18 protein-coding genes are annotated in these 19,359 nt (G+C 57.2%); 8 read left to right on the top strand and 10 right to left on the bottom strand.

Annotation, left to right across the window (positions count from 1 at the left end; genetic code table 11):
- Nucleotides 1-228: 228 nt before the first annotated feature.
- Nucleotides 229-1,407: a 5-methyltetrahydropteroyltriglutamate--homocysteine S-methyltransferase gene (locus tag ACSZO1_RS15895; RefSeq protein WP_437614261.1), complete on the top strand. Its 1,179-nt coding sequence runs from the start codon at nt 229-231 to the stop codon at nt 1,405-1,407.
- A 3-nt stretch (nt 1,408-1,410) separates the two neighbouring features.
- Here ACSZO1_RS15895 and ACSZO1_RS15890 read toward each other — a convergent pair whose 3' ends face one another.
- The 8 genes from ACSZO1_RS15890 to ACSZO1_RS15855 form a co-directional block, all read right to left on the bottom strand.
- Complete coding sequence (locus ACSZO1_RS15890; RefSeq protein ID WP_437614259.1) at nt 1,411-2,424, bottom strand: LacI family DNA-binding transcriptional regulator; 1,014 nt, start codon at nt 2,422-2,424, stop codon at nt 1,411-1,413.
- Nucleotides 2,411-3,079, bottom strand: a complete 669-nt coding sequence (locus tag ACSZO1_RS15885; protein ID WP_437614257.1) for an MBL fold metallo-hydrolase — start codon at nt 3,077-3,079, stop codon at nt 2,411-2,413. Before ACSZO1_RS15885 ends, ACSZO1_RS15890 begins: the two co-directional genes overlap by 14 nt.
- Nucleotides 3,069-4,106 carry an ABC transporter ATP-binding protein gene (locus tag ACSZO1_RS15880; protein WP_437614255.1) on the bottom strand — a complete coding sequence of 346 codons (1,038 nt, stop codon included), beginning with the start codon at nt 4,104-4,106 and terminating at the stop codon, nt 3,069-3,071. The genes ACSZO1_RS15885 and ACSZO1_RS15880 overlap by 11 nt, the downstream gene beginning before the upstream one ends.
- A gap of 8 nt (nt 4,107-4,114) precedes the next feature.
- Complete coding sequence (locus ACSZO1_RS15875; RefSeq protein WP_437614253.1) at nt 4,115-4,927, bottom strand: carbohydrate ABC transporter permease; 813 nt, start codon at nt 4,925-4,927, stop codon at nt 4,115-4,117.
- On the bottom strand, nt 4,924-5,793 hold the full coding sequence (locus ACSZO1_RS15870) for a carbohydrate ABC transporter permease (protein ID WP_437614251.1): 870 nt from the start codon (nt 5,791-5,793) through the stop codon (nt 4,924-4,926). The genes ACSZO1_RS15875 and ACSZO1_RS15870 overlap by 4 nt, the downstream gene beginning before the upstream one ends.
- Before the next feature lie 49 nt (nt 5,794-5,842).
- Nucleotides 5,843-7,063, bottom strand: coding sequence for an extracellular solute-binding protein (locus ACSZO1_RS15865; protein ID WP_437614249.1), 1,221 nt, complete (start codon nt 7,061-7,063; stop codon nt 5,843-5,845).
- Nucleotides 7,064-7,605: 542 nt separating this feature from the next.
- Nucleotides 7,606-9,903 (bottom strand): phosphatidylglycerol--membrane-oligosaccharide glycerophosphotransferase, encoded by a 2,298-nt coding sequence (gene opgB / locus ACSZO1_RS15860; protein ID WP_437614247.1) that lies wholly within the window; start codon nt 9,901-9,903, stop codon nt 7,606-7,608.
- A 200-nt stretch (nt 9,904-10,103) separates the two neighbouring features.
- Complete coding sequence (locus ACSZO1_RS15855) at nt 10,104-10,493, bottom strand: tautomerase family protein (RefSeq protein ID WP_437614245.1); 390 nt, start codon at nt 10,491-10,493, stop codon at nt 10,104-10,106.
- A 121-nt stretch (nt 10,494-10,614) separates the two neighbouring features.
- Between ACSZO1_RS15855 and ACSZO1_RS15850 the strand changes: the two genes are divergently transcribed.
- The 3 genes from ACSZO1_RS15850 to ACSZO1_RS15840 are packed head-to-tail and all read left to right on the top strand — an operon-like array spanning nt 10,615 to nt 12,752.
- On the top strand, nt 10,615-11,538 hold the full coding sequence (locus tag ACSZO1_RS15850) for a LysR family transcriptional regulator (RefSeq protein WP_437614243.1): 924 nt from the start codon (nt 10,615-10,617) through the stop codon (nt 11,536-11,538).
- 22 nt (nt 11,539-11,560) lie between these two features.
- Nucleotides 11,561-12,100 (top strand): GNAT family N-acetyltransferase, encoded by a 540-nt coding sequence (locus ACSZO1_RS15845; protein WP_437614241.1) that lies wholly within the window; start codon nt 11,561-11,563, stop codon nt 12,098-12,100.
- Nucleotides 12,101-12,110: 10 nt separating this feature from the next.
- Entirely contained in the window at nt 12,111-12,752 is a 642-nt protein-coding gene (locus tag ACSZO1_RS15840) for a CatB-related O-acetyltransferase (protein WP_437614239.1), read from the top strand.
- Between the two features lie 35 nt (nt 12,753-12,787).
- Here the strand turns inward: ACSZO1_RS15840 and ACSZO1_RS15835 are convergent, their stop codons facing one another.
- Nucleotides 12,788-13,603, bottom strand: a complete 816-nt coding sequence (locus tag ACSZO1_RS15835; RefSeq protein ID WP_437614237.1) for an SDR family oxidoreductase — start codon at nt 13,601-13,603, stop codon at nt 12,788-12,790.
- 100 nt (nt 13,604-13,703) lie between these two features.
- Here ACSZO1_RS15835 and ACSZO1_RS15830 point away from each other — a divergent pair, with 100 nt between their 5' ends.
- The gene (locus tag ACSZO1_RS15830; RefSeq protein WP_437614235.1) at nt 13,704-14,603 is read left to right on the top strand and encodes a LysR substrate-binding domain-containing protein; all 900 of its coding nucleotides are present in this window, start codon (nt 13,704-13,706) and stop codon (nt 14,601-14,603) included.
- A gap of 20 nt (nt 14,604-14,623) precedes the next feature.
- Here ACSZO1_RS15830 and ACSZO1_RS15825 read toward each other — a convergent pair whose 3' ends face one another.
- Nucleotides 14,624-15,178, bottom strand: coding sequence for a histidine phosphatase family protein (locus ACSZO1_RS15825; protein ID WP_437614233.1), 555 nt, complete (start codon nt 15,176-15,178; stop codon nt 14,624-14,626).
- 584 nt (nt 15,179-15,762) lie between these two features.
- On the opposite strand from ACSZO1_RS15825, the gene ACSZO1_RS15820 reads away from it, so the two are divergent.
- The 3 genes from ACSZO1_RS15820 (at nt 15,763) to ACSZO1_RS15810 (ending at nt 19,260) form a co-directional block, all read left to right on the top strand.
- On the top strand, nt 15,763-17,157 hold the full coding sequence (locus ACSZO1_RS15820) for an MFS transporter (protein ID WP_437614231.1): 1,395 nt from the start codon (nt 15,763-15,765) through the stop codon (nt 17,155-17,157).
- Between the two features lie 75 nt (nt 17,158-17,232).
- Nucleotides 17,233-18,273: a LacI family DNA-binding transcriptional regulator gene (locus ACSZO1_RS15815; protein WP_437614229.1), complete on the top strand. Its 1,041-nt coding sequence runs from the start codon at nt 17,233-17,235 to the stop codon at nt 18,271-18,273.
- 6 nt (nt 18,274-18,279) lie between these two features.
- On the top strand, nt 18,280-19,260 hold the full coding sequence (locus ACSZO1_RS15810; RefSeq protein ID WP_437614227.1) for a nucleoside hydrolase: 981 nt from the start codon (nt 18,280-18,282) through the stop codon (nt 19,258-19,260).
- The last annotated feature ends 99 nt before the right edge of the window (nt 19,261-19,359 follow it).

Below are 19,359 nucleotides of genomic sequence, written 5' to 3'. Positions count from 1 at the left end.
TATCGGTAGTTAACCCTTCCTCCTACACTCTCCACAATCATGTCCGAGCGTTGCACTTATTATCTGAATTCGCGCTTTACGGTAAAATAATCATTGCTATATTTATTTTGCTGGCAAAATTCACAACATGAAACCATTTCAATTGGCGTGAATTAATTTCAGTCATATTTATTTCTGATTGGTGTACCGTTTGGTCTTTAACGACAAAAAACACTCACGAGAATAACGATGACAACACAACAATCATTACCGCCATTCCGCGCCGATGTCGTGGGCAGCTATCTGCGTCCGGCTTATCTGCATGATGCCCGTAAGCAATTTGCGACCCGCGATATTACCGCCGCGCAATTAACCGCCGTAGAAGATAAAGCCATTACTGAACTGGTACAAAAACAGAAAGCTGCCGGTTTACAGGTGATCACCGACGGTGAATTCCGCCGCAGCTGGTGGCACCTTGATTTTATGTGGGGCCTGAACGGTGTGGAAAAAGCTGCGCTGTCTCATGGCTATGTGTTTGACGGTATTGAAACTCGCCCCGAAACCGCGCGCCTGAGCGGGAAAATCAGCGGCGAAAACCATCCGTTCCTTGCCCATTTCCGTTTTCTGCAGCAGTTTGCGGAAGAGGGCATTGTGCCACGCCTGACCATTCCGGCTCCGGCGCAGTTCTTTAAAGAGCTGTATCGCCCGGAGAATAAAGCCAGCACTGAAGCGCTGTATCCGTCACAGACAGATCTGATCACCGATCTGACCAGCGCCTACAAAACCTTTATCAAAGAGCTGTATGCGCTGGGCTGCCGCAACCTGCAGCTGGATGACTGTACCTGGGGCATGATGGTCGATGCGCGCTATAACAATGCCGGCGTTGCCGACCGTTCACTGCTGAAAACCGATTCCTGTGACTGCCACGCCACCACCCACACGGTGATTAGCCAGGATGTGCAGTCACTGGCAGAGCTGCTGTTAAGTATTAACAACCAGGCTATCGAAGGCGCACCTGCGGATCTGGTACTGACCACCCACGTCTGCCGCGGCAATTATCGCTCTACCTGGGCTGCCAGTGGCGGTTATCAGCCGGTGGCGAATGTGCTGTTTGGTCGTGAAAATGTCTCGGCGTATTACCTGGAGTTTGATACTGAACGTGCCGGTGATTTTTCGCCGCTGGCGGAAGTGTCCGGCGATAAGCAGGTCGTGCTGGGGCTGATTTCATCGAAAATCGGCGAACTTGAAGATAAGCAGTCCGTCATCGCGCGTATCAAAGAGGCGAGCCAGTATGTACCACTGGATCGCCTGTGCCTGAGCACGCAGTGCGGCTTTGCTTCCACCGAAGAGGGCAACGCGCTGACCGACGCGCAGCAGTGGGCCAAGATCGCACTGGTGAAAGAGATTGCCGATGAAGTGTGGAAGTAAGCACTAACCACTTCTGCGCAGCATAAGTTGCGGTTCCAGGCTGCTGATCGCCGGAACCGCCTGTTCACCGTTCCATGCCTGCTGTAACAGTGCCAGCACGCGCCCGGCAATCGCTGTAACCGGCTGGGCGACGGTGGTCAGCTGATAACCCTGCCAGGCGGCAGGCGGGATATCGTCGCAGCCCACCACTTTGAGCTGCTGCGGGATGGCCGGGCCGTTCGCTTCACGACAACAGTCAGTCAGCCCCATCGCCAGCGTGTCAGAGGCGCAAAACACCCCCTCCAGCTGTTGCAGCTGCGCCATCGTGCGCGCCGCCAGTGTAAAACCGGCCTGATAACCATAGCGTCCGGCCTCCAGCCGCAACGGTGCTGCCAGCCCCTGTGCCTGCACGGTGTCGCAGAATCCCTGCCAGCGCTCCTGCGAGGCCTGACCATCGGCGCGTCCGGCAACAAACCCCAGCCGCGTCAGACCCTGTGACAGCAGGTGCTGTGCCGCCAGCTCGCCAGCGCGCAGGTTATTCGTTTGTACCGACGGGATCAGCCCGCGAGCGTCACTGCGCCCGAGCGTCACCAGCGGCAGAGAAAGTTTCAGGCACTGACCAAAGCTTTCTGCGGGCAGTGAGCCAACCACGGCGATGACGCCATCCACCTGATAACCGGACAGACGCATAATCGCGGTATCCAGATCCTCTTCCTGTTTCACACTCAGCAGCATCGGCTGTTTGCCGTTCTGTTGCAGCACTGTCGACAGTTCTTCAAACAGATAAGACTGATACGGATTGGAGAAATCACTGATCAGAATCGCCACCAGATGTGAGCGCTTACGTACCGCCGGGGTGCTGAGCGTTCTGGCAAAGATATTGGGTTGATAACCCAGTGCTTTCGCCGCCGCGAGAATGCGGGCACGTTTCTCTGGCTGGATACTGCCGCCGTCAGTAAACGCGCGCGACACGGCAGAACGCGATAAACCGACATAGTCCGCGACATCCTGCGCGGTTACTTTTTTAGTCAACTGCACGCGAGGGTGACTCCCTGAGAGTGAATGTTTCGCCATCCTGTGCCAGCGACAGATGAGGGAGAGCGGCGACTTTGTCGCTTAACTGCGCACGAATGGCGGGATCGATATGGTACAGCCACCACTCGCTGCTTGCTGCCAGTTGTTCGCCCTGCGCCGACAGCAGGCCGTCGCCGGAATAGAACAGCTGGTGTCCGCAGCGGGAGGTGAGATGCAGGCTGCGATTCGGCGCGCCGTGGCGGGTGGTGCTGGTTTGTAACTGCCATGGGCCGAGAGCGGTGATCGTCTCACTGTTGTGGCGTTCCAGTGCAAAACCCAATGCGGACTGCGGCCAGCAGGCGTAGTTCAGCAGCGGTTCGATCACCGGCCACTGCTGACGCTGGGCGATAAGAGTAAGTGGGCGCTTACGTCCATTGCTGTCCATCCAGTTCAGCAGCAGCGTCAGGCCCAGGCAGTGGTCCGGGTGGCTGTGGGTCAGATAAATGGCATCAATGGTTTCGGCATTGTCACGGCAGGCAAACAACCGTGCGGGCACCGTGGGGCCACAATCGACCAGCAACTGATAGCCCGCTTCGGTCACCCTGATGCTGGCGTTGGTGTGCTGTGCATCATAGGCGTCGCCACAGCCAATCACTTCAACCTGCAGGTTATGCGGCATGGCTGGCCTCCACGCCTGGCAGGCGCTGCTGATCGGTGGCGAAGTAGTGCAGTACCGAGGCGCTGAGACGCAGCGGTAACGCATCACCGGTCTGGTAGCGGGCATCGCTTTCCACCACCAGCGGCAGGCCATTCACATCACCGTAATACAGGCGTGCATGGCCGAGCGGTTCAGTGATACGGATGGTCATCCGGCAGTCCGGCTGCGCGGCATCGACGCGGATCTGGTTCGGCCGCACACCGACGGTTGCCACTTCCGCCGCCAGTGCCTGACTCGTCAGGGTGCGGAAGGTGTCGGCAGCGATAAAATTCATTACTGGTGAACCAATAAAAGCGGCAACAAACTGATTGGCCGGCTGGTTATACAGCGTTTCGGGGGCGCCGATTTGCTCGATTTTGCCGTGATTCAGCACCACGATTTTGTCCGCCAGCGTCATCGCTTCCACCTGGTCGTGGGTGACATAAATCATCGTCGCCTGCAGTTGCTGATGCAGTTGCTTGAGGAAGGTACGCATTTCGCCGCGCAGCTTGGCGTCGAGGTTCGACAGCGGTTCGTCGAACAGAAACAGCTGCGGATTACGCACAATCGCACGGCCAATCGCCACGCGCTGGCGCTGACCACCGGACAGCTCGCCCGGCAGGCGTTTCAGTAGTGGCGTCAGCTGCAGCTTCTCTGCGGTTTGCTGCACACTTTGCGCGATCAGCGCCGGTTCCACTCCGGCCATCTTCAGCGGAAAGGCGATGTTTTTCTCCACCGACATATGCGGGTAGAGTGCGTAAGACTGGAACACCATCGCCACCTGACGCTCGGAAGGGTGAACGTCGTTCAGTGTCTCACCATTCAGCACCATCTCGCCGTCAGTGATCGACTCCAGCCCGGCAATCATGCGTAACAGCGTCGATTTGCCGCAGCCGGAGGGGCCGACAAACACGACAAACTCGCCGTCATTGATGCTGAGATTAAGTTGCGGGATCACCGTCTGCCCGGCGTAATCCTTGCGGATATGTTTCAGTTCAAGTTTGGTCATGGTGACTCCTATTTCAGCCCCATCGAGAAGCCGCGCAGCAGATAGCGCTGCATATACCCCGCCAGTGCCAGCATCGGCAGCGAAGAGATCATCCCTGTCGCCATCAGCGCGCCCCACGACGTACCGTCCTCGGTAATAAAGTTAGCGATAAACAGCGGGATGGTGAATTTGTCCGGGGTATGGATAAACAGCAGCGAGAAGAGAAACTCATTCCAGCCGAGGATCAGGCTGAAGATCGCTGTCGCCACCAGCCCTGGCGCGCAGAGCGGCAGCACGATATATGCCAGCCGTTTCGCGAGATGTGCGCCATCCATCGCCGCGGCTTCTTCGATTTCCAGCGGGATATCGCGGATAAACCCGAGCAGCATCCAGATGCAAAACGGCAGGGTATACACCTGATATGCCAGTACCAGCCCGATGCGAGTATTCAGCAGTCCGGCGTGGTTCATCAGCGAATAGAGCGGGATGGCCACCACAATCGGTGGCATCATTTTGACCACCAGCACCGCCAGCAGAAACAGATTGTCCAGCCGTGCCGGAAAGCGGTAACGCACCAGCGCATACGCGGCAAGGAAACCCGCCAGCAGCGAAATGGCGGTGGAGAGCACGGCGATCAGCAGACTGTTGCCAATCTGTGTCGCCAGCTCGCCCTGCCAGATGATACGAAAAGCATCGAAGCTGATCTGTTGCGGCCACAGGCGCGCGCCCGCATTAATAATCTCCGCAGGCGATTTAAAGGCGGTGCCGAACATCCAGATTACCGGCAGTAAGAACAGCGCGACCGCCAGCCACACCAGCAGACGATGAAGTGTGGAATTCATTTTTTGCCTCCCTGCATCGCCTTGCGCGCGTAGAACAGTGTCATCAGCAGCGAAATCACCAGCATCACCAGCGCCGACGCGCTCGCCATACCGAGATCGAAAAAGCGGAAACCGTATTTGTAGACAAACATCGACAGGGTTTCGGTTGAATTACCCGGGCCGCCGCCGGTCAGCACATACACTTTGTCGAACAGCCTAAAGGTGTCGATGGATCGCAGCAGAAAGGCCAGCATCAGCTGCTTTTTGATCAGCGGCAGAGCGATATAGATAAAGCTGCGCCAGCCGCGCGCGCCATCCACCAGCGCGGCTTCGCCGATATCTTTCGGGATCGACTGCAATCCGGCGAGGATGATCAGAAACGCCATCGGCGTCCATTGCCAGGTATCGACCAGTACGATGACGTACAGCGCCAGATGGGGATTAAACAGCCACTCCTGCGCGGGCAGGCCCAGCGCCACCAGCACAGTATTGAGCAGGCCGTAGTCGTAATGATACCAGGCACGCCAGATGGCGGAGCACACCATGGTGGAGATCATCATCGGATAAATCAGCAGTGGCAGGGCAAAGCGGCGGCCAGGAAAACGGCGGTTAAACAGTAATGCCAGCCAGAGTCCCAGCAGAACCTGCGCCAGCGATGCCACCACGGTAAACACCACGGTATTGCTGATGGCGGCGCGGAAGAAGAAGTCATCAAACAGCGCGTTAAAATTGGCGAGACCGACAAACTGATAGTGCTGGCCGTTGCGATCCACTTCGCCAAATGCATTCCAGATCACGGAGAGGATCGGATAAGCGGTCAGCAGGCCGAGCAGGGCCAGCGCCGGTAACAGCAGCAGGATGAGCGGTTTACGTTTTTCAAATAGCATAGCGATATCCGGCATGGCGCTGCAGCAGAGCCGCAGCGCCGTTCAGCGATTACTTCTTGATCATGCGGCTGATATTGCGCTGTGCCTGTTGCAGCGCCTGTTCGGCATTCATTTGTCCGGTCATGGCCATCTGCAGATAGTCACCCAGCACGCTTTCCACTTCGGCCCAGTTCTGGATGCGCGGAGGCGCTTTACCGTTTTGCAGTGCAGTCAGCTGTTGCGGATACCTGCGGTATTTCGCCACCAGTTCTTTGTCGCCATACAGGCTGGTGCGGGTTGGCGGAATGCCATAATTCAGCGCCAGCGCTTTTTGCATCTCGCTGCTGGTGGCGAATTTCAGGAAGGCGGCAGCGTCGGTTTTGTTTTTGGCATCAGCAGGGATGGCGATTTGCCACAGTCCCAGCATCGGCGCGGGTTTGCCGGTTTCCGCTGGCGGGGTGGTGATTTCCATCGCACCAACCACTTTCGACAGCTGCGGGTTATCAAGATTTGGCACCCAGGCTGGCCATACTTCAATCGCCATCGCCGCGCTGCCTTTCTGCAGCGCATCGCGGACTTCATCTGCGTTATACACTTCAACGCCACGCGCGGCGTACTGCTTCATCGCCAGGAAAGTTTCCAGCGCCTGTTTCGCCTGCGGAGTGTTCAGAGAGGCGTTACCCTGCTGATCAACCACATCACCGCCGTAGCCCCAGAGGATTGGCAGGAAGCCGGTGACAATCGGGTTGCCTTTCACACCGCGGAACACCACGCCGTTCATCTCGCCGCTCTGGTTAATGGTCTGTGCCGCTTTCAGCACGTCACTCCAGGTTTTTGGCTGCGGCAGGTTGTGCTTGCTGAATTCTGTGCGGTTCCAGGCGAACATCGCGACGTTGCCGACCATGGGCAGGGCGTAGGTGGCACCCTGTGCGCCAGATGCACGGCCAATGTCCAGTGTGGCCGGGATAAAGTCGCCATCCAGCGTCTCTTTCGTCAGCGGCGTCAGCCACTGGTTGCCGATAAACTCAGGCGCCCAGGTATCGTCCAGCTGAATCACATCGTAGTTGCCGGTTTTCTCGCGCATCGACAGCGTGATGCTTTCATACAGGCCTTTGTTCGGGCGCTTGACCAGCGTCACTTTGCTGTCCGGGTGCGCTTTCTGATACGCGTCCACCACATACTGCATTGCATCGCCATAGCTGCTGTCACGGCTGGCGATCACCAGCTCACCAGCCGTTGCGCCAAAGCTGGCTGCCAGCAGCGCTGCCGCCATCATGGTGCGTTGGAACATTGGGGTTCTCCTGAGTCCTGGGTTAAATGTGTTTTTTGCACGCGCGTTCAAATGATGGTTGCAAGGCTAGAGGGGGAAAATGTCAGAAAGATTACGCTGGGGTGACGGTTTGAGTGTGGGCTGGATTTATCCGTTATAGGCCGATTTTTTCGCTGGGATGTCTGTGAGGGGGCCACAGCCTCTGCGGCTACAGGGCGGTCCTCGCGCCACGCTGCGCGCGGTGCCTTCGGTTCCGGCATCGCGCCGACGGACCGGCCAGGAGCTGGCGTCCTGCCCGCCCAGGCCTGACGCCAGCATCCCTGCGGTCGTCTCCTGGCCCGATACCTCCACCTCAGCGCTGCGGATTGCCCTTACGCTGCAGAGGCTGAGCCCCCTTACCATTCAGTGCCTGCTGTTTTAAAAGGCCACACTGCACTGACACAGCTGACTGATGGTTCCCCCGGACGGGCGTATCCGCAGCGCAGGGCACGGTAAAATGCTTAACTGACTGGCATTACCTGGTTTAGCTGGCTCTTTCTTTATAGGGTTTCACCTTCGGGTTGTCAGAGAACCGGCACCACCTGAATCTCCACCATACCAATCCCCAGCCGGCGTGGATCGTGGCCGGTGATATTGCCTTCATTGGTCAGCAGCGGCTCCGGCGGGATGATCTCCACCGTGGTCGCGCGTGCCGGATTATGGAAACGCAGGGTGGTGGTGGAGAGCGCTTCGCTCAGGTTCAGTTGCTGCTGTTGCTCGCCCACCTTCACCGGAATCGGCCGGTGCGCATTCGGGCCGATGGCTCGCGCGGTAATCACCAGGTCGAAGGTTTCCGGCAGCGGCTGTTGATACTCAATCTTCACTTCTGGCGCCAGATTGGCGTTTGACCAGCGCCCCCACTCCTCCTGACGTGAGACGCCGCTAAAGCTTTTCACCGTTTGCGGCGCGCCGGGAATCGAGAAGATAAAGCGGTCGGCCTGATAGCGGATATCGTTATCCTCGACTTTCAGCAGTGCAAGGTTGTGCTTAAACTGCTCGTCGTCCCCCTTCACGGCAGGGAAATTCACTTTGCCTTTGTAGCTGTCGCCGCTGACCACGGTGACCTGCGGCTGGCCGTTCAGCTGACCGCTGGCGAAGCAGAGCTGGTTCGACAGTGCCAGTTCCGGCTGCCACAGCCGTGCCATTTTGTAGCATTTATCAACCCAGATAAATTTATCCTGCGCGGCAAAATCGGCCAGCTGATAACGCAGTGGCGCGGAATATTCCCCTTCCGGCAACGGCTCCACTTTCCCCTCGCTGACGCGCAGCAACAGCGGCAGCTGGAAACTGGTGCCGGAGAAGCTGAAACGGTTGTTTTTCTGGTCGATGGTGTAATCTGTGATGCTTTGCGGGAAGCGCCACAGGCGGATAATGTCCGGCTTCCACTGGTTAATTTTCTCTTTCAGATTGTCGAAAGTGGTGGATAACGAGGTGCTGGACAGGCTGCTGCGTCCCAGGCCAATCGCGCTGTCGCCACCGAGAATATCCAGCACTGTTGCGCCATTATCCATCGGATTGCGTTTACCGGTTTCCAGTACGCTGTCCGGCTGATCGCCGCGCACAATAAAGAACAGATTATTGCGTTCCAGCTTCGTGAGATATTTCCACGCGGTATTGTTCATTGCCAGATGATCGCTGGAGACCACAATCACGGTATTGGCGAAATATGGCGACGCCTTGATTCTCCCAATCAGGCGTGCAATATGTTCCTGACTGCAGCTGACGGCGCTAAAGCTCTGATTCGCCTTACCTTCCATACTGTAGCTACGACGCTGGCAACTGCGCGAGATAAAGCCGTCAGGATGGTGGGTATCCACTGTCAGGGCAAACAGGGCAAACGGCTTTTTACGCTGTGACAGCGTGTTAAAGCGCTGCCACACCTCTTCCAGCACCGTATCATCGTAATAGCCCCAGTTGTTGCGATAGTCAGGATCGGCCACGCGCTGTTCCAGCTCCTGCATACCCGTCATATTCTGCCGCGGAAAACCGTGTGAGGTGAGGAACAGGTCTTTACCGGCAAAGCGCAGATCCGCGCCCTGAATAAAATAGTTGTCGTAACCGGCACTCTGCAGAATATCGCCGAGGCAGATATTTTTCGGATAGAAGCTCGACAGCGAGGCAGAGGCGTTGCCATTAAACGGCGCAAACAGCGGGATGCCGCACTGCGAGGCCACCATACCGGCAATGGTATAGTCGGTGCCTGGCAGTTGTTCGGTCTGGCTGAAGTCCAGCTCATTTTCTTTGATGGCGCTGAGTTCCGCCGTCAGACCGGGGAAGCTATGCTCATCGAAATAAGTGCGTTCCAGACTTTCTGCATAGATATACACCAGGTTGCGTTTTGCGCCGTTAATCGCCTTCAGCGGCGTGTGGTAATACTCAGCAAAGTCCGAACCGCCCTGACGCGTCTGGGAGCGCACCAGCTCAAATACCTGCTGAAAGGCAGGGGTGGTTTTTATCGATCCCAGCGCCAGCAGCACCGCCAGCAGGCTGTAACCCAGATGATGGTGATCGTGCTGGCGAAAACGCAGCAGCCAGCCGAGCAGGCAGAACACCAGAAACAGCACCAGCAGCAGACCCAGTGCCGGTAACACATATTTACTGACGCCAGCGCCCTGCAGACTGTTGGTCAGGGTGTAAATCACCGCGTCATTAATGCCTTCGCCGGTAAACCAGTTACTGGCAAACAGCGTGGCGTTGAGAATAATAAACAGGCCGAGCAGGATTAACACCAGCACAAACCAGAATTTGTTACGTCCGGCTTTGGTGGCGTAAGTGATGATGGTGACAAAAAAAAGCACAACTGAAAGTATTTCAGAAGACATCAATTCCTCTCTTATTATTAGGCGCTTTCCCTGGCGCTGACCTCCCGTTTCGGCAGCGATACCCTTGTCCAATCTAGCGTGGCAGTGAGGTGCAGGCAACCGCACATCACAGAAATGGGCGCTAAATCGGAATATGGGAGAACAGGAAGTAAAGAGAGAGAGCACCTCCCGCCAGAGTACGGGAGGCGCAGAGGAAGGACTTATAATTCGCCGGTGAGATACTGCGCGACGCCGTTGCCAAAGCTCCAGTCGCCTTTGTCGTTGGTAATAAAGCTGATCATCAGGTCACTGCCTTCAATTCCACAGCTTTGTTTCAGCTCGCGCGCCAGCTCGGCCATAAAGAATTGCTTCTGTTCGTTGCTGCGCGGGCTGGTAAACACCCGCACCATCACCAGATTATCGGTGCGTTGCAGACCCAGCCCGGTATCTTCGAACACCATCTGATATCTTTTATTCTCGTGAACAATCTGATAGCGATCGCGTGGCGGCACGTTAAACGCCTTCAGCACCGCGCGGTGCGCGGCATCCAGCAGGGTTTTTAATTCTGACTCTGAGCGCCCCTGAATAACATCAAACTGCAGTAATGGCATAGTGATTCCTCGCTGACATTGCGGAAAAAGAAAGTGCTTCACAGGGCTTATCCTGCACCTGCAGCGGTGAAAGAAAAAGCGCTATACTTGAATTGATTATTTACTATTTTGAACAATTACCATGAAAGAACTGAAGACCGATGCGCTGTGGCTGCACCTGCACTGGCTGACGGTGCTGGCGGAACAGGGCAGCTTTACCCGCGCAGCAGAGCGGCTTGAAGTCAGCAAAGCGGCGATGAGCCAGAAGATTAAGCAGCTGGAGCAGATGGCTGGCGTGGCGCTGGTGCAGCGCACCACCCGCAGCGTGCGGCTGACCAGTGCGGGTGAAAAGCTGGTGGAGGACCTGCGTGAGCCTTTCTCGCAGATCGCGCAGAGTTTTTTCAGCGTGCGCGATTCCAGCGGCCCGCTGCGTGGTCTGGTGCGCGTCACCGCGCCGGTGGCCTTCGCCCGTCAGCAACTGGTGTCGCATATTACGCGTTTTCTGCGTCAGCATCCGCAGGTGCGGGTGCAGCTGGAGGTATCCGATCGGCTGGTGTCGCTGGCCAGCGAAGGTTTTGATCTCGCGATTCGCCACAGCAACAGCATTCCGGAAACCCATGTCGCTCTGCCACTGTGCGACACGCGGGCGCTGCTGGTGGCATCTCCGGCGTATCTTGCGCAGTATGGCGAACCGCAGACGCCAGCAGATCTGCAGCAGCATCACTGCCTTTACTATCCGCGCGGTGTGGAGCTGCCGCGCTGGCATTTTGTCCCTGACGCTGGCGATGGCGAGCAGGTGACGGTGGGAGTCAGCGGCCCGTTTGCCACCAACAACAGCGAATCGATCCGTGATGCGGCGCTGGATGGGCTGGGCATCGCTATGCTGCCGGATTTTAGCGCCCAGGCGGCACTGGCAGATGGCCGGTTGCGGGTGATCCTGCCGCAGTGGCGGGCTGTCAGTGCATTTGCCGACAGGCTATGGATTGTGCGACCGTATACTGCCCAGGTGCCGCGGGCAGTAACAGAATTCAGCCACTGGCTGCGCGCCGCGTTTGCGGCTGAATAATGTGATGACAGGGAGTATTGCAATGGACTACACCAGGATTCGTATTGACACCCCGCGCCTGATTTTGCGCCCGTTTGTCGCACAAGATGCCGACAGCTGGTTTGCCATCATGAGCGATCCGCAGGTGATGAGATACTGGAGCCATACCGCGTGGCAGGATCGCCGTGAAGCGGAACAGGAGATCGCCGGTGTGATCAGGGCGATGGCGGCAGGAGAGTATCTGAAACTGGCGATCACCGCCAAACCGCAGGATCGTTGCATCGGCTCGTGTATTTTCTTCCATCACCATCCCGGTTCGCAGCGCGGCGCTATCGGCTACTGCCTGGCGAGCGATGCGCAGGGACAGGGCTATATGACGGAAGCGCTCAGCCATTTTTTCCGTTTTCTGCAGCAGGAGATGTCACTGCGCCGTCTGGAAGCCGATATCCATCCTGATAATCTGGCCTCCGCTCGCGTCCTGCAACGTATGGGGTTTGTGCAGGAAGGGCTGATGCGTGAGCGCTGGTGCGTCGGCGGCGAGCTGTCTGATTCCGCGCTGTTTGGTTTGCTGCTGAATAAATAAGGAGCTTCTGATGCATGGACCGAATCCTGCTGATCCCTATCCGATGGCCGGTCTTCCTCAGGTGTGCTATCTCAAAAATCGCATCAACAATCCGCAGATTGTGATCGGTGATTACAGCTACTATGACGATCCTGAAGGCGTGGAGAACTTCGAGCGTAATGTGCTGTATCTGTTCCCGTTTATTGGCGATAAGCTGGTGATTGGCCGGTTTTGTGCACTGGCGCGCGGTGTTAAATTTATTATGAACGGCGCAAATCACCCACAGTCCGGGCTCTCAACGTATCCCTTCTGGATTTTCGCCAATGGCTGGGAAGCGAGTCTGCCCGCGGCCAGCGAACTGCCGTTTAAGGGCGATACGGTGGTGGGTAATGATGTCTGGATTGGCTATGACGCCATGATTATGGCGGGTGTGAATATTGGTAACGGCGCCATTGTTGCCGCCCGTTCCGTGGTGACCCGTGATGTGCCCGCGTATTCGGTGGTGGGGGGCAACCCGGCGCAGGTGATTAAAATGCGCTTTACGCCAGAGCAGATCGCTCGCCTGCAGGCGCTGAGCTGGTGGGACTGGCCGGCGGAAAAAATTACCGCCAGCCTGCCGCTGATCGCCGCCGGGGATATTACCGCACTGGAACGCCTGCACGCAGGCGAATAAGCACCACCCGGCGCGCCTGCCGGGTGGTGCTTACATTACGCCAGATCCGTAGACAGCGTGATGGCTTTATTGGCTTCCAGCTCAGCCAGGCGCTGTTCCAGCGCGCTTTTCATCAGCCGGTAAGCATCGCTGCCCAGCGCCAGTCTTTGCGGTGCCGGGGAGCGATCGACACTGGCAATCATCTCGCGCACCATCTTGTGCTCATCGCCGATCCACGGGAAGGATGCGCGCAGGGCATGGGCGGGAGTATCGATATACTCTGGCATCACCGCTGCCATCACCATGCCTTTGTCGCGGAAACCGGTCTGCGCGGTTCCCGGTTCAATCAGCGTGAAGTCGATATTAAAACCGCTCACTTCCTGGCGCACCGCTTCGACAAAACCTTCCATCGCCCATTTGCTGGCGTGATACAGGCTCAGGCCGGGAAAGGCAATCTGCCCGCCCATTGACGACAGTTGCAGAATGAGGCCACCGCCCTGACGACGCAGATGAGGCAGTGCCGCGCGTGTCAGCTGGATCGAGCCAATGACGTTAGTGTTCAGCTGGCGCGCAATTTCCTCATCGTTCAGCTCTTCTGCTGCGCCCGCCAGGCCATAACCCGCGTTACTGACAATCACATCGATCCGCCCCAGCTCACGGAAGGCGCGGTCCACCGTCGCGTGAACTGCCGGTGTATCCGTGACATCCAGCGCGGCGACCCATAACGCCTCGCCGTAAAGTTGTTGCAGATCGTCGAGCTGTGCGGGTGTGCGTAAGGTGGCGGCGACGCGATCGCCGCGCGCCAGCAGGGTTTCAGTCATAATGCGGCCAAAGCCGGAGGAGGTGCCGGTGATAAACCATGTTCTGGACATACTCATTTTCCTTGCATCGGGTTGAGGGTTTAATCACTGTAAACCTCCGGTATTGATGCCACTATCCGTACAATTTCGCATGTGGAAGTGAAAATTAACCATGAATCAGCAACCCGATCTGATCTCACTGAAAGCGTTCGCCACCATCGTCGCGCAGGCGAGTTTTCGTAAAGCGGCGGATGAACTGGGCATGTCGCCTTCAACGCTGAGCCATATGATGCGCACGCTGGAAGATAAGATGGGCGTGAGGCTGCTGCATCGTACAACCCGCAGCGTGTCGCCTACCGAGGCCGGTCATGCGCTGTATGCCAGCCTGACGCCGGTGCTGCGCGATCTGGCGAATGCGCTGGCGACGGTGGAAGATTTCCGTCAGCAGCCGCGCGGCAATCTGCGCATTAATACCAGTGAGATCGCGGCACGTTATCTGCTGCATCACGTTATTCCGCGTTTTTTATCGCAATATCCCGATATCTCGCTCGATCTGGTCACGGAAGGTCGCCTGATTGATATTGTCAGTGAACAGTTCGATGCCGGCGTGCGGCTGGCGGAGGATGTGCCGCAGGATATGATTGCGGTGCCGTTTGACGGCACTGCGCGTTTTGTTACGGTTGCCGCGCCTGGCTATCTGCAGGGCAAAGCACCACTGCGTACGCCGGACGATTTGCTGCATCACGCCTGTGTGCGTTTCCGTCTGCCGAGCGGCAAACTGTATCGCTGGGAATTTGCCCGCCACGGGCAGGAGATCACCATTGCGCCGCAGGGTGCGCTGATGCTGGATCATACTGAGCTGATGACGGAAGCGGCGGCAGAGGGGCTGGGGATCGCTTATGTGCCCTGGGCGGCCGCTCAGCCGTATCTGCAGCGCGGCGAATTAACGCTGGTGCTGGAAGAGTGGTGCCCGGAAATCCCCGGGCTGTGTCTCTACTATCCCGGGCATCGCCATATTCCGGCCGCCTTGCGGGCGTTTATCGGCATGTTGCGTCAGTGCGAAGGGCGCTAAGCTGCGCTGGCAGGCCGGATTCAGATAAACGGCCGATGATAGATCGCGGTGCTCCAGTGGCGGCTGCTGGCGTGTTTCTCCGCCTGCCAGCCCAGCCTGCGCAGCTCGCGGGCGATCATTTTGTTCATAATACCGTGACCGACCAGCAGCACCGTTCCCTGTTGTGACAGGGCGATCAGCCGTTGTGCCGCCTGTTTTGCCCGCTGACGCGCCGCTTTATACGACTCCACCGAGCCCGAGTAGCCGCAGAACCACAGCAGCCGCCACAATGCCAGCCAGAAAGCGGGCGGCAGATGCAGTGTGCGTAATGGCAGCACCGGAATATCCACTTCGCGGAACAGGGCGTCGCTGATATCCGCCTGCATACCGAGCTGGTCAACGGAAGATTGCGCGCGCGGCAGCGTGCTGGTGACAATCACCTCCGCCTGTTGGGCAATCATCTGGCTGCGCTCTGGCGGAAAGTCACTGACCTGCGCCAGATTGTACTGCTCGCACCAGTGCGCCATCGCCAGCGCAGAAATCCGTGCCGGAGCAGGGTGATCCGGTTTGCCATGCCGCATTAAGATAATCGCCATCGTGATCAGTCTCCTGGACAGCCCCGTTTACAGTCGTCAACCTCACGTCATCCTGGCTGCGATCAATTTTTTCCTGAACCGTCATCATAATGACATCTGCAAATGGGAAAACTAGCCCGCCAGTTGAAAGTTGTACCAGAGCACCATCGCTCAGGCGGTTAAAGATTAGCAGCAACACAGTGAAAAAAAATTTATCTTCTGCAGTACGGCTTAACTCTCTGATTTTGCACGATCTCATTTTTCCTGAAGCATGAATTGTGAAATAAATCTAACGATTTGCCGTTTGTGTACTTGATTTATCTACGCGCGTAGATACAATGAAGTCGTAGTGATAATTCACCGTGCTTGATGTCGAATCTGCTAAGTGATGGTCTGGTTTGTTTCGCGTAACTTAAGCGATTGGTTAAATAAAAACCGGCAAACGCGTAACAAATATGAGCTCCTGACACTAGGGAACCCTTTACTGACCTTTCATCATGGCTCAGAAACTGAGCGTCTTCACCGGGGAGTTATCTCTTCGCATTGAGGGAAACGTCCCACGGACGGGCGCTCTTAAAATCTCCTAACAGCAGGGAATTTTTTGAATGACCTCACATCAAACTGTCGGGCAGTCGACTTCTGCCGCATCACATTCTGCAGCCGATCAACGGCTCGCCACTGACGAAGGACGCAAAGATTTCTGGAGCGCCACCTTCTCCTGTTGGCTGGGCACCGCGATGGAATACGCCGATTTCGCCCTCTATGGTCTTGCCGCCGGTATTATCTTCGGCGATGTTTTCTTCCCTGAAGCCACTCCAGCCATGGCGCTGCTCTCCAGTTTTGCCACCTGGTCGGTCGGTTTTATTGCCCGTCCGATTGGCGCACTGTTCTTTGGCTGGCTCGGTGACCGTAAAGGCCGCAGGGTAGTGATGGTCTCGACCATCATCCTGATGGGCGCCTCCACCACGCTGATTGGTCTGATCCCCAGCTATGCCTCGATTGGCCTGTGGGCACCTGCCTGTCTGGTGATCCTGCGCTTCTCGCAGGGCTTTGGTGCCGGAGCAGAGCTGTCCGGCGGTACGGTGACGCTGGGCGAATATGCGCCGGTTGAGCGTCGTGGCCTGGTCTCTTCGGTGATTGCGCTGGGGTCGAACAGCGGCACTCTGCTGGCGTCGCTGGTCTGGCTGGCCGTCGTGCAGATGGACCAGCAACAGCTGCAGGAGTGGGGCTGGCGTATTCCGTTCCTCTGCAGCTCGCTGATTGCGCTGGTGGCGTTGTGGATTCGCCGCAATCTGCGCGAAACCCCCGTGTTTGAACGTAAAAAAGCACTGCTGGAAGCGCAGCGTGCCGAAACGCTGCATGCGCAACCAGAAGCCGCAGATACCCGCAGCTTCTGGCAGCGCAGCAAAGCGTTCTGGATCATGGTTGGCCTGCGTATCGGCGAGAATGGTCCGTCTTATCTGGCGCAGGGCTTTATCGTCGGTTATGTGGCGAAAGTGCTGATGGTGGATAAGTCTGTGCCGACCACCGCTGTCTTTATTGCCTCAGTGCTTGGCTTCCTGATTATTCCGCTGGCGGGCTGGCTCTCTGACCGTTTTGGCCGCCGTATTGTCTATCGCTGCTTCTGTCTGCTGCTGATTATCTACGCTTACCCGGCGTTTACGCTGCTCGACAGCCGCGAGCCAATGATTGTTATCCCGACTATTGTTACCGGTATGGCGTTAGCGTCTCTCGGTATCTTTGGTGTGCAGGCAGCCTGGGGTGTGGAGATGTTCGGTGTGCATCATCGCTATACCAAAATGGCGGTGGCGAAAGAGCTGGGCTCGATTATCTCGGGTGGTACTGCGCCGCTGGTGGCTGCGTTCCTGCTCTCTTATTACGGCCACTGGCTGCCGATCGCTATCTACTTCTCGGTGATGGCGGGTATCGGTTTCCTCACGACCTTTGTCGCGCCGGAAACCCGTGGCCGTGACCTTAATCTGCCGGAAGATGCGATTTAAAGCGTAACAGCCGCCTGCCGGTATGTTTCACGGCAGGCGGCTGCTGAATAACCGACTAACCAGTAAGGTAACGTTTTGGCAAAACAGCATCCGAACCGCGTCACACGTACAGATGTCGCCAGAATTGCGGGAACCTCCGTTGCCGTAGTGAGTTATGTCATTAATAACGGTCCGCGCCCGGTCGCTGAGGCCACGCGTCAGCGTGTGCTGGATGCTATTGAGCAGACCGGCTATCGCCCCAACGGCATTGCCCGTGCACTGGCATCGGGCTCAACCAAAACCTATGGCTTAGTGGTCGCTAATATCTCCAACCCGTTCGTCGCTTCCATGGCGCATGCCCTGATTCAGGAGGCGCTGAATGACGAAATGGTGATTCTGCTGGGCGATTCCGGTGACGATCGTCGCCGTGAGCTGGAACTGATCCACAGCCTGCTGAATCGGCAGGTGGATGGCCTGTTTTATAACAGCGTTGACCGCCATCCCTATATCGATGTGATTAAAGCCAGCGGTACGCCACTGGTGATGCTTGATCGCGTTCCCCCTGAGCTGGGCGTAAGCATGCTGCGGGTGGATGAGCGTGCGGCGGCGCGTCAGGTAACTGAACACTTACTCAGTCATGGCTATCGCGATGTCGGCATTATTACCGGGCCGCGCGAGATGATGAATGCGCAGGATCGCGTGCAGGGCTGGCGTGATGCGATGCAAAGCCATGGTCTGGATATCCATGACAAATGGATCTTCCCCACCACCTATAGCCGTGAAGGGGGATATCAGGCAGCGCTGCAGATGTTGCAGGGCGATACGCTGCCGCAGGCGTTGTTTGCCAGTAATGAAGGACAGGCGATTGGCTGTATCCGCGCCCTGCAGGAGCAGGGGATTCGGGTGCCGGAGCATATCGCGCTGGTCTGTTTTAATGGTACGGATTTGGCGGCCTACCATGTGCCGTCATTGACCACCGTGCGCCAGCCCGTCTGGGAAATGGCGCAAACGGCCATACAAATGCTGCAGGCATGGAATGGCGAAGCAATGCTGCGTGAGGTGGCTCACCAGCTGGAAATTGGCGAGTCCTGTGGCTGTAAGCTGGCCCCGCGGGCGACGCCAGAAAAAAAAAGATAATAACAGATGAAACGATTAATTATTGATTGCGATCCGGGGAATGGCATCGCAGGAGCAAATGTCGACGACGGGCTGGCGATTGCGCTGGCCATCGCGTCGCCCGACATTTCTCTGGAACTGATTACCACCGTGGCGGGGAACATCCCGGCAGAGGTGGGCTATCGCGTGGCGCAGGATCTGGTAGACCGTTTAGGTCTGACGATCCCGGTGCGTAAAGGCGCGACGCAGGCGCTACAGGAACCGGCTGCGCCATGGCGCGAGGCGCTGGATCAGCGCGTGCATCAGCTGAAACTGACACATCTGTGGCAGAACGTGCGCCAGCCATCTGCGGCGCAAGCCCCGGCTGAGGATGCCGCCGATGCCATCGGTCAGCTGATTTGCGCCAATCCCGGCGAGATCACGCTGGTGGCGATTGGGCCGCTGACCAATATTGCCCGGGCGATGCAGCGTTATCCCAAAATGGCGGAATCGGTAGCCGAAATCGCGATTATGGGCGGTGTGTTCGCCGTGGATGACTATGTCAAAGATACCAATTTTGGTCTCGATCCGGAGGCGGCGCATCAGGTGCTGAACAGCGGCGCGACCATTACGCTGGTGCCGCTGGATGTCACGACGCAGACCATGATGACCCATCAGGATCTGGACCGTATTGCGCAGATTGATAAACCGCTGGCGCGTTTTATCAGCGAAACGTTCCGGCCGTGGATCGACTATTCGATGCAGACGCGCAAACTGCCCGGCTGCTGGATCCATGATGCGCTGGTGGTTGCCTGGCTGCTGAATCAGCGTGTTGCCACTGCTGCAGATTATCAGGTGGATGTTGAGCTGCGTGAAGGGCCGACGCGGGGTAAATCCTGGCGTTATCGTCAGCCGCTACGGCTGGCTGTCGGTATTGAGCAGCCAATGGGTGGCCTGGTGCATGTGTTGCAGACGGTGGATAACGCACTGTTGCTCACTATGCTGGAACAGGCGCTGGCGGCGGAATAACGTCTGATCCCGTCCCCCACAGTGTGTACGGTCCGGGGACACAGTGAACACTTGTTCGGGGACATGGTAGACACTTACAACTAAGGCATAAGAACCCGT

This window comes from Erwinia sp. V71 (genome assembly GCF_965644245.1).
Classification (GTDB): domain Bacteria; phylum Pseudomonadota; class Gammaproteobacteria; order Enterobacterales; family Enterobacteriaceae; genus Erwinia.
Note: the sequence above shows the minus strand (reverse complement) of the source record. Positions and strands in the feature narration are given on the sequence as shown.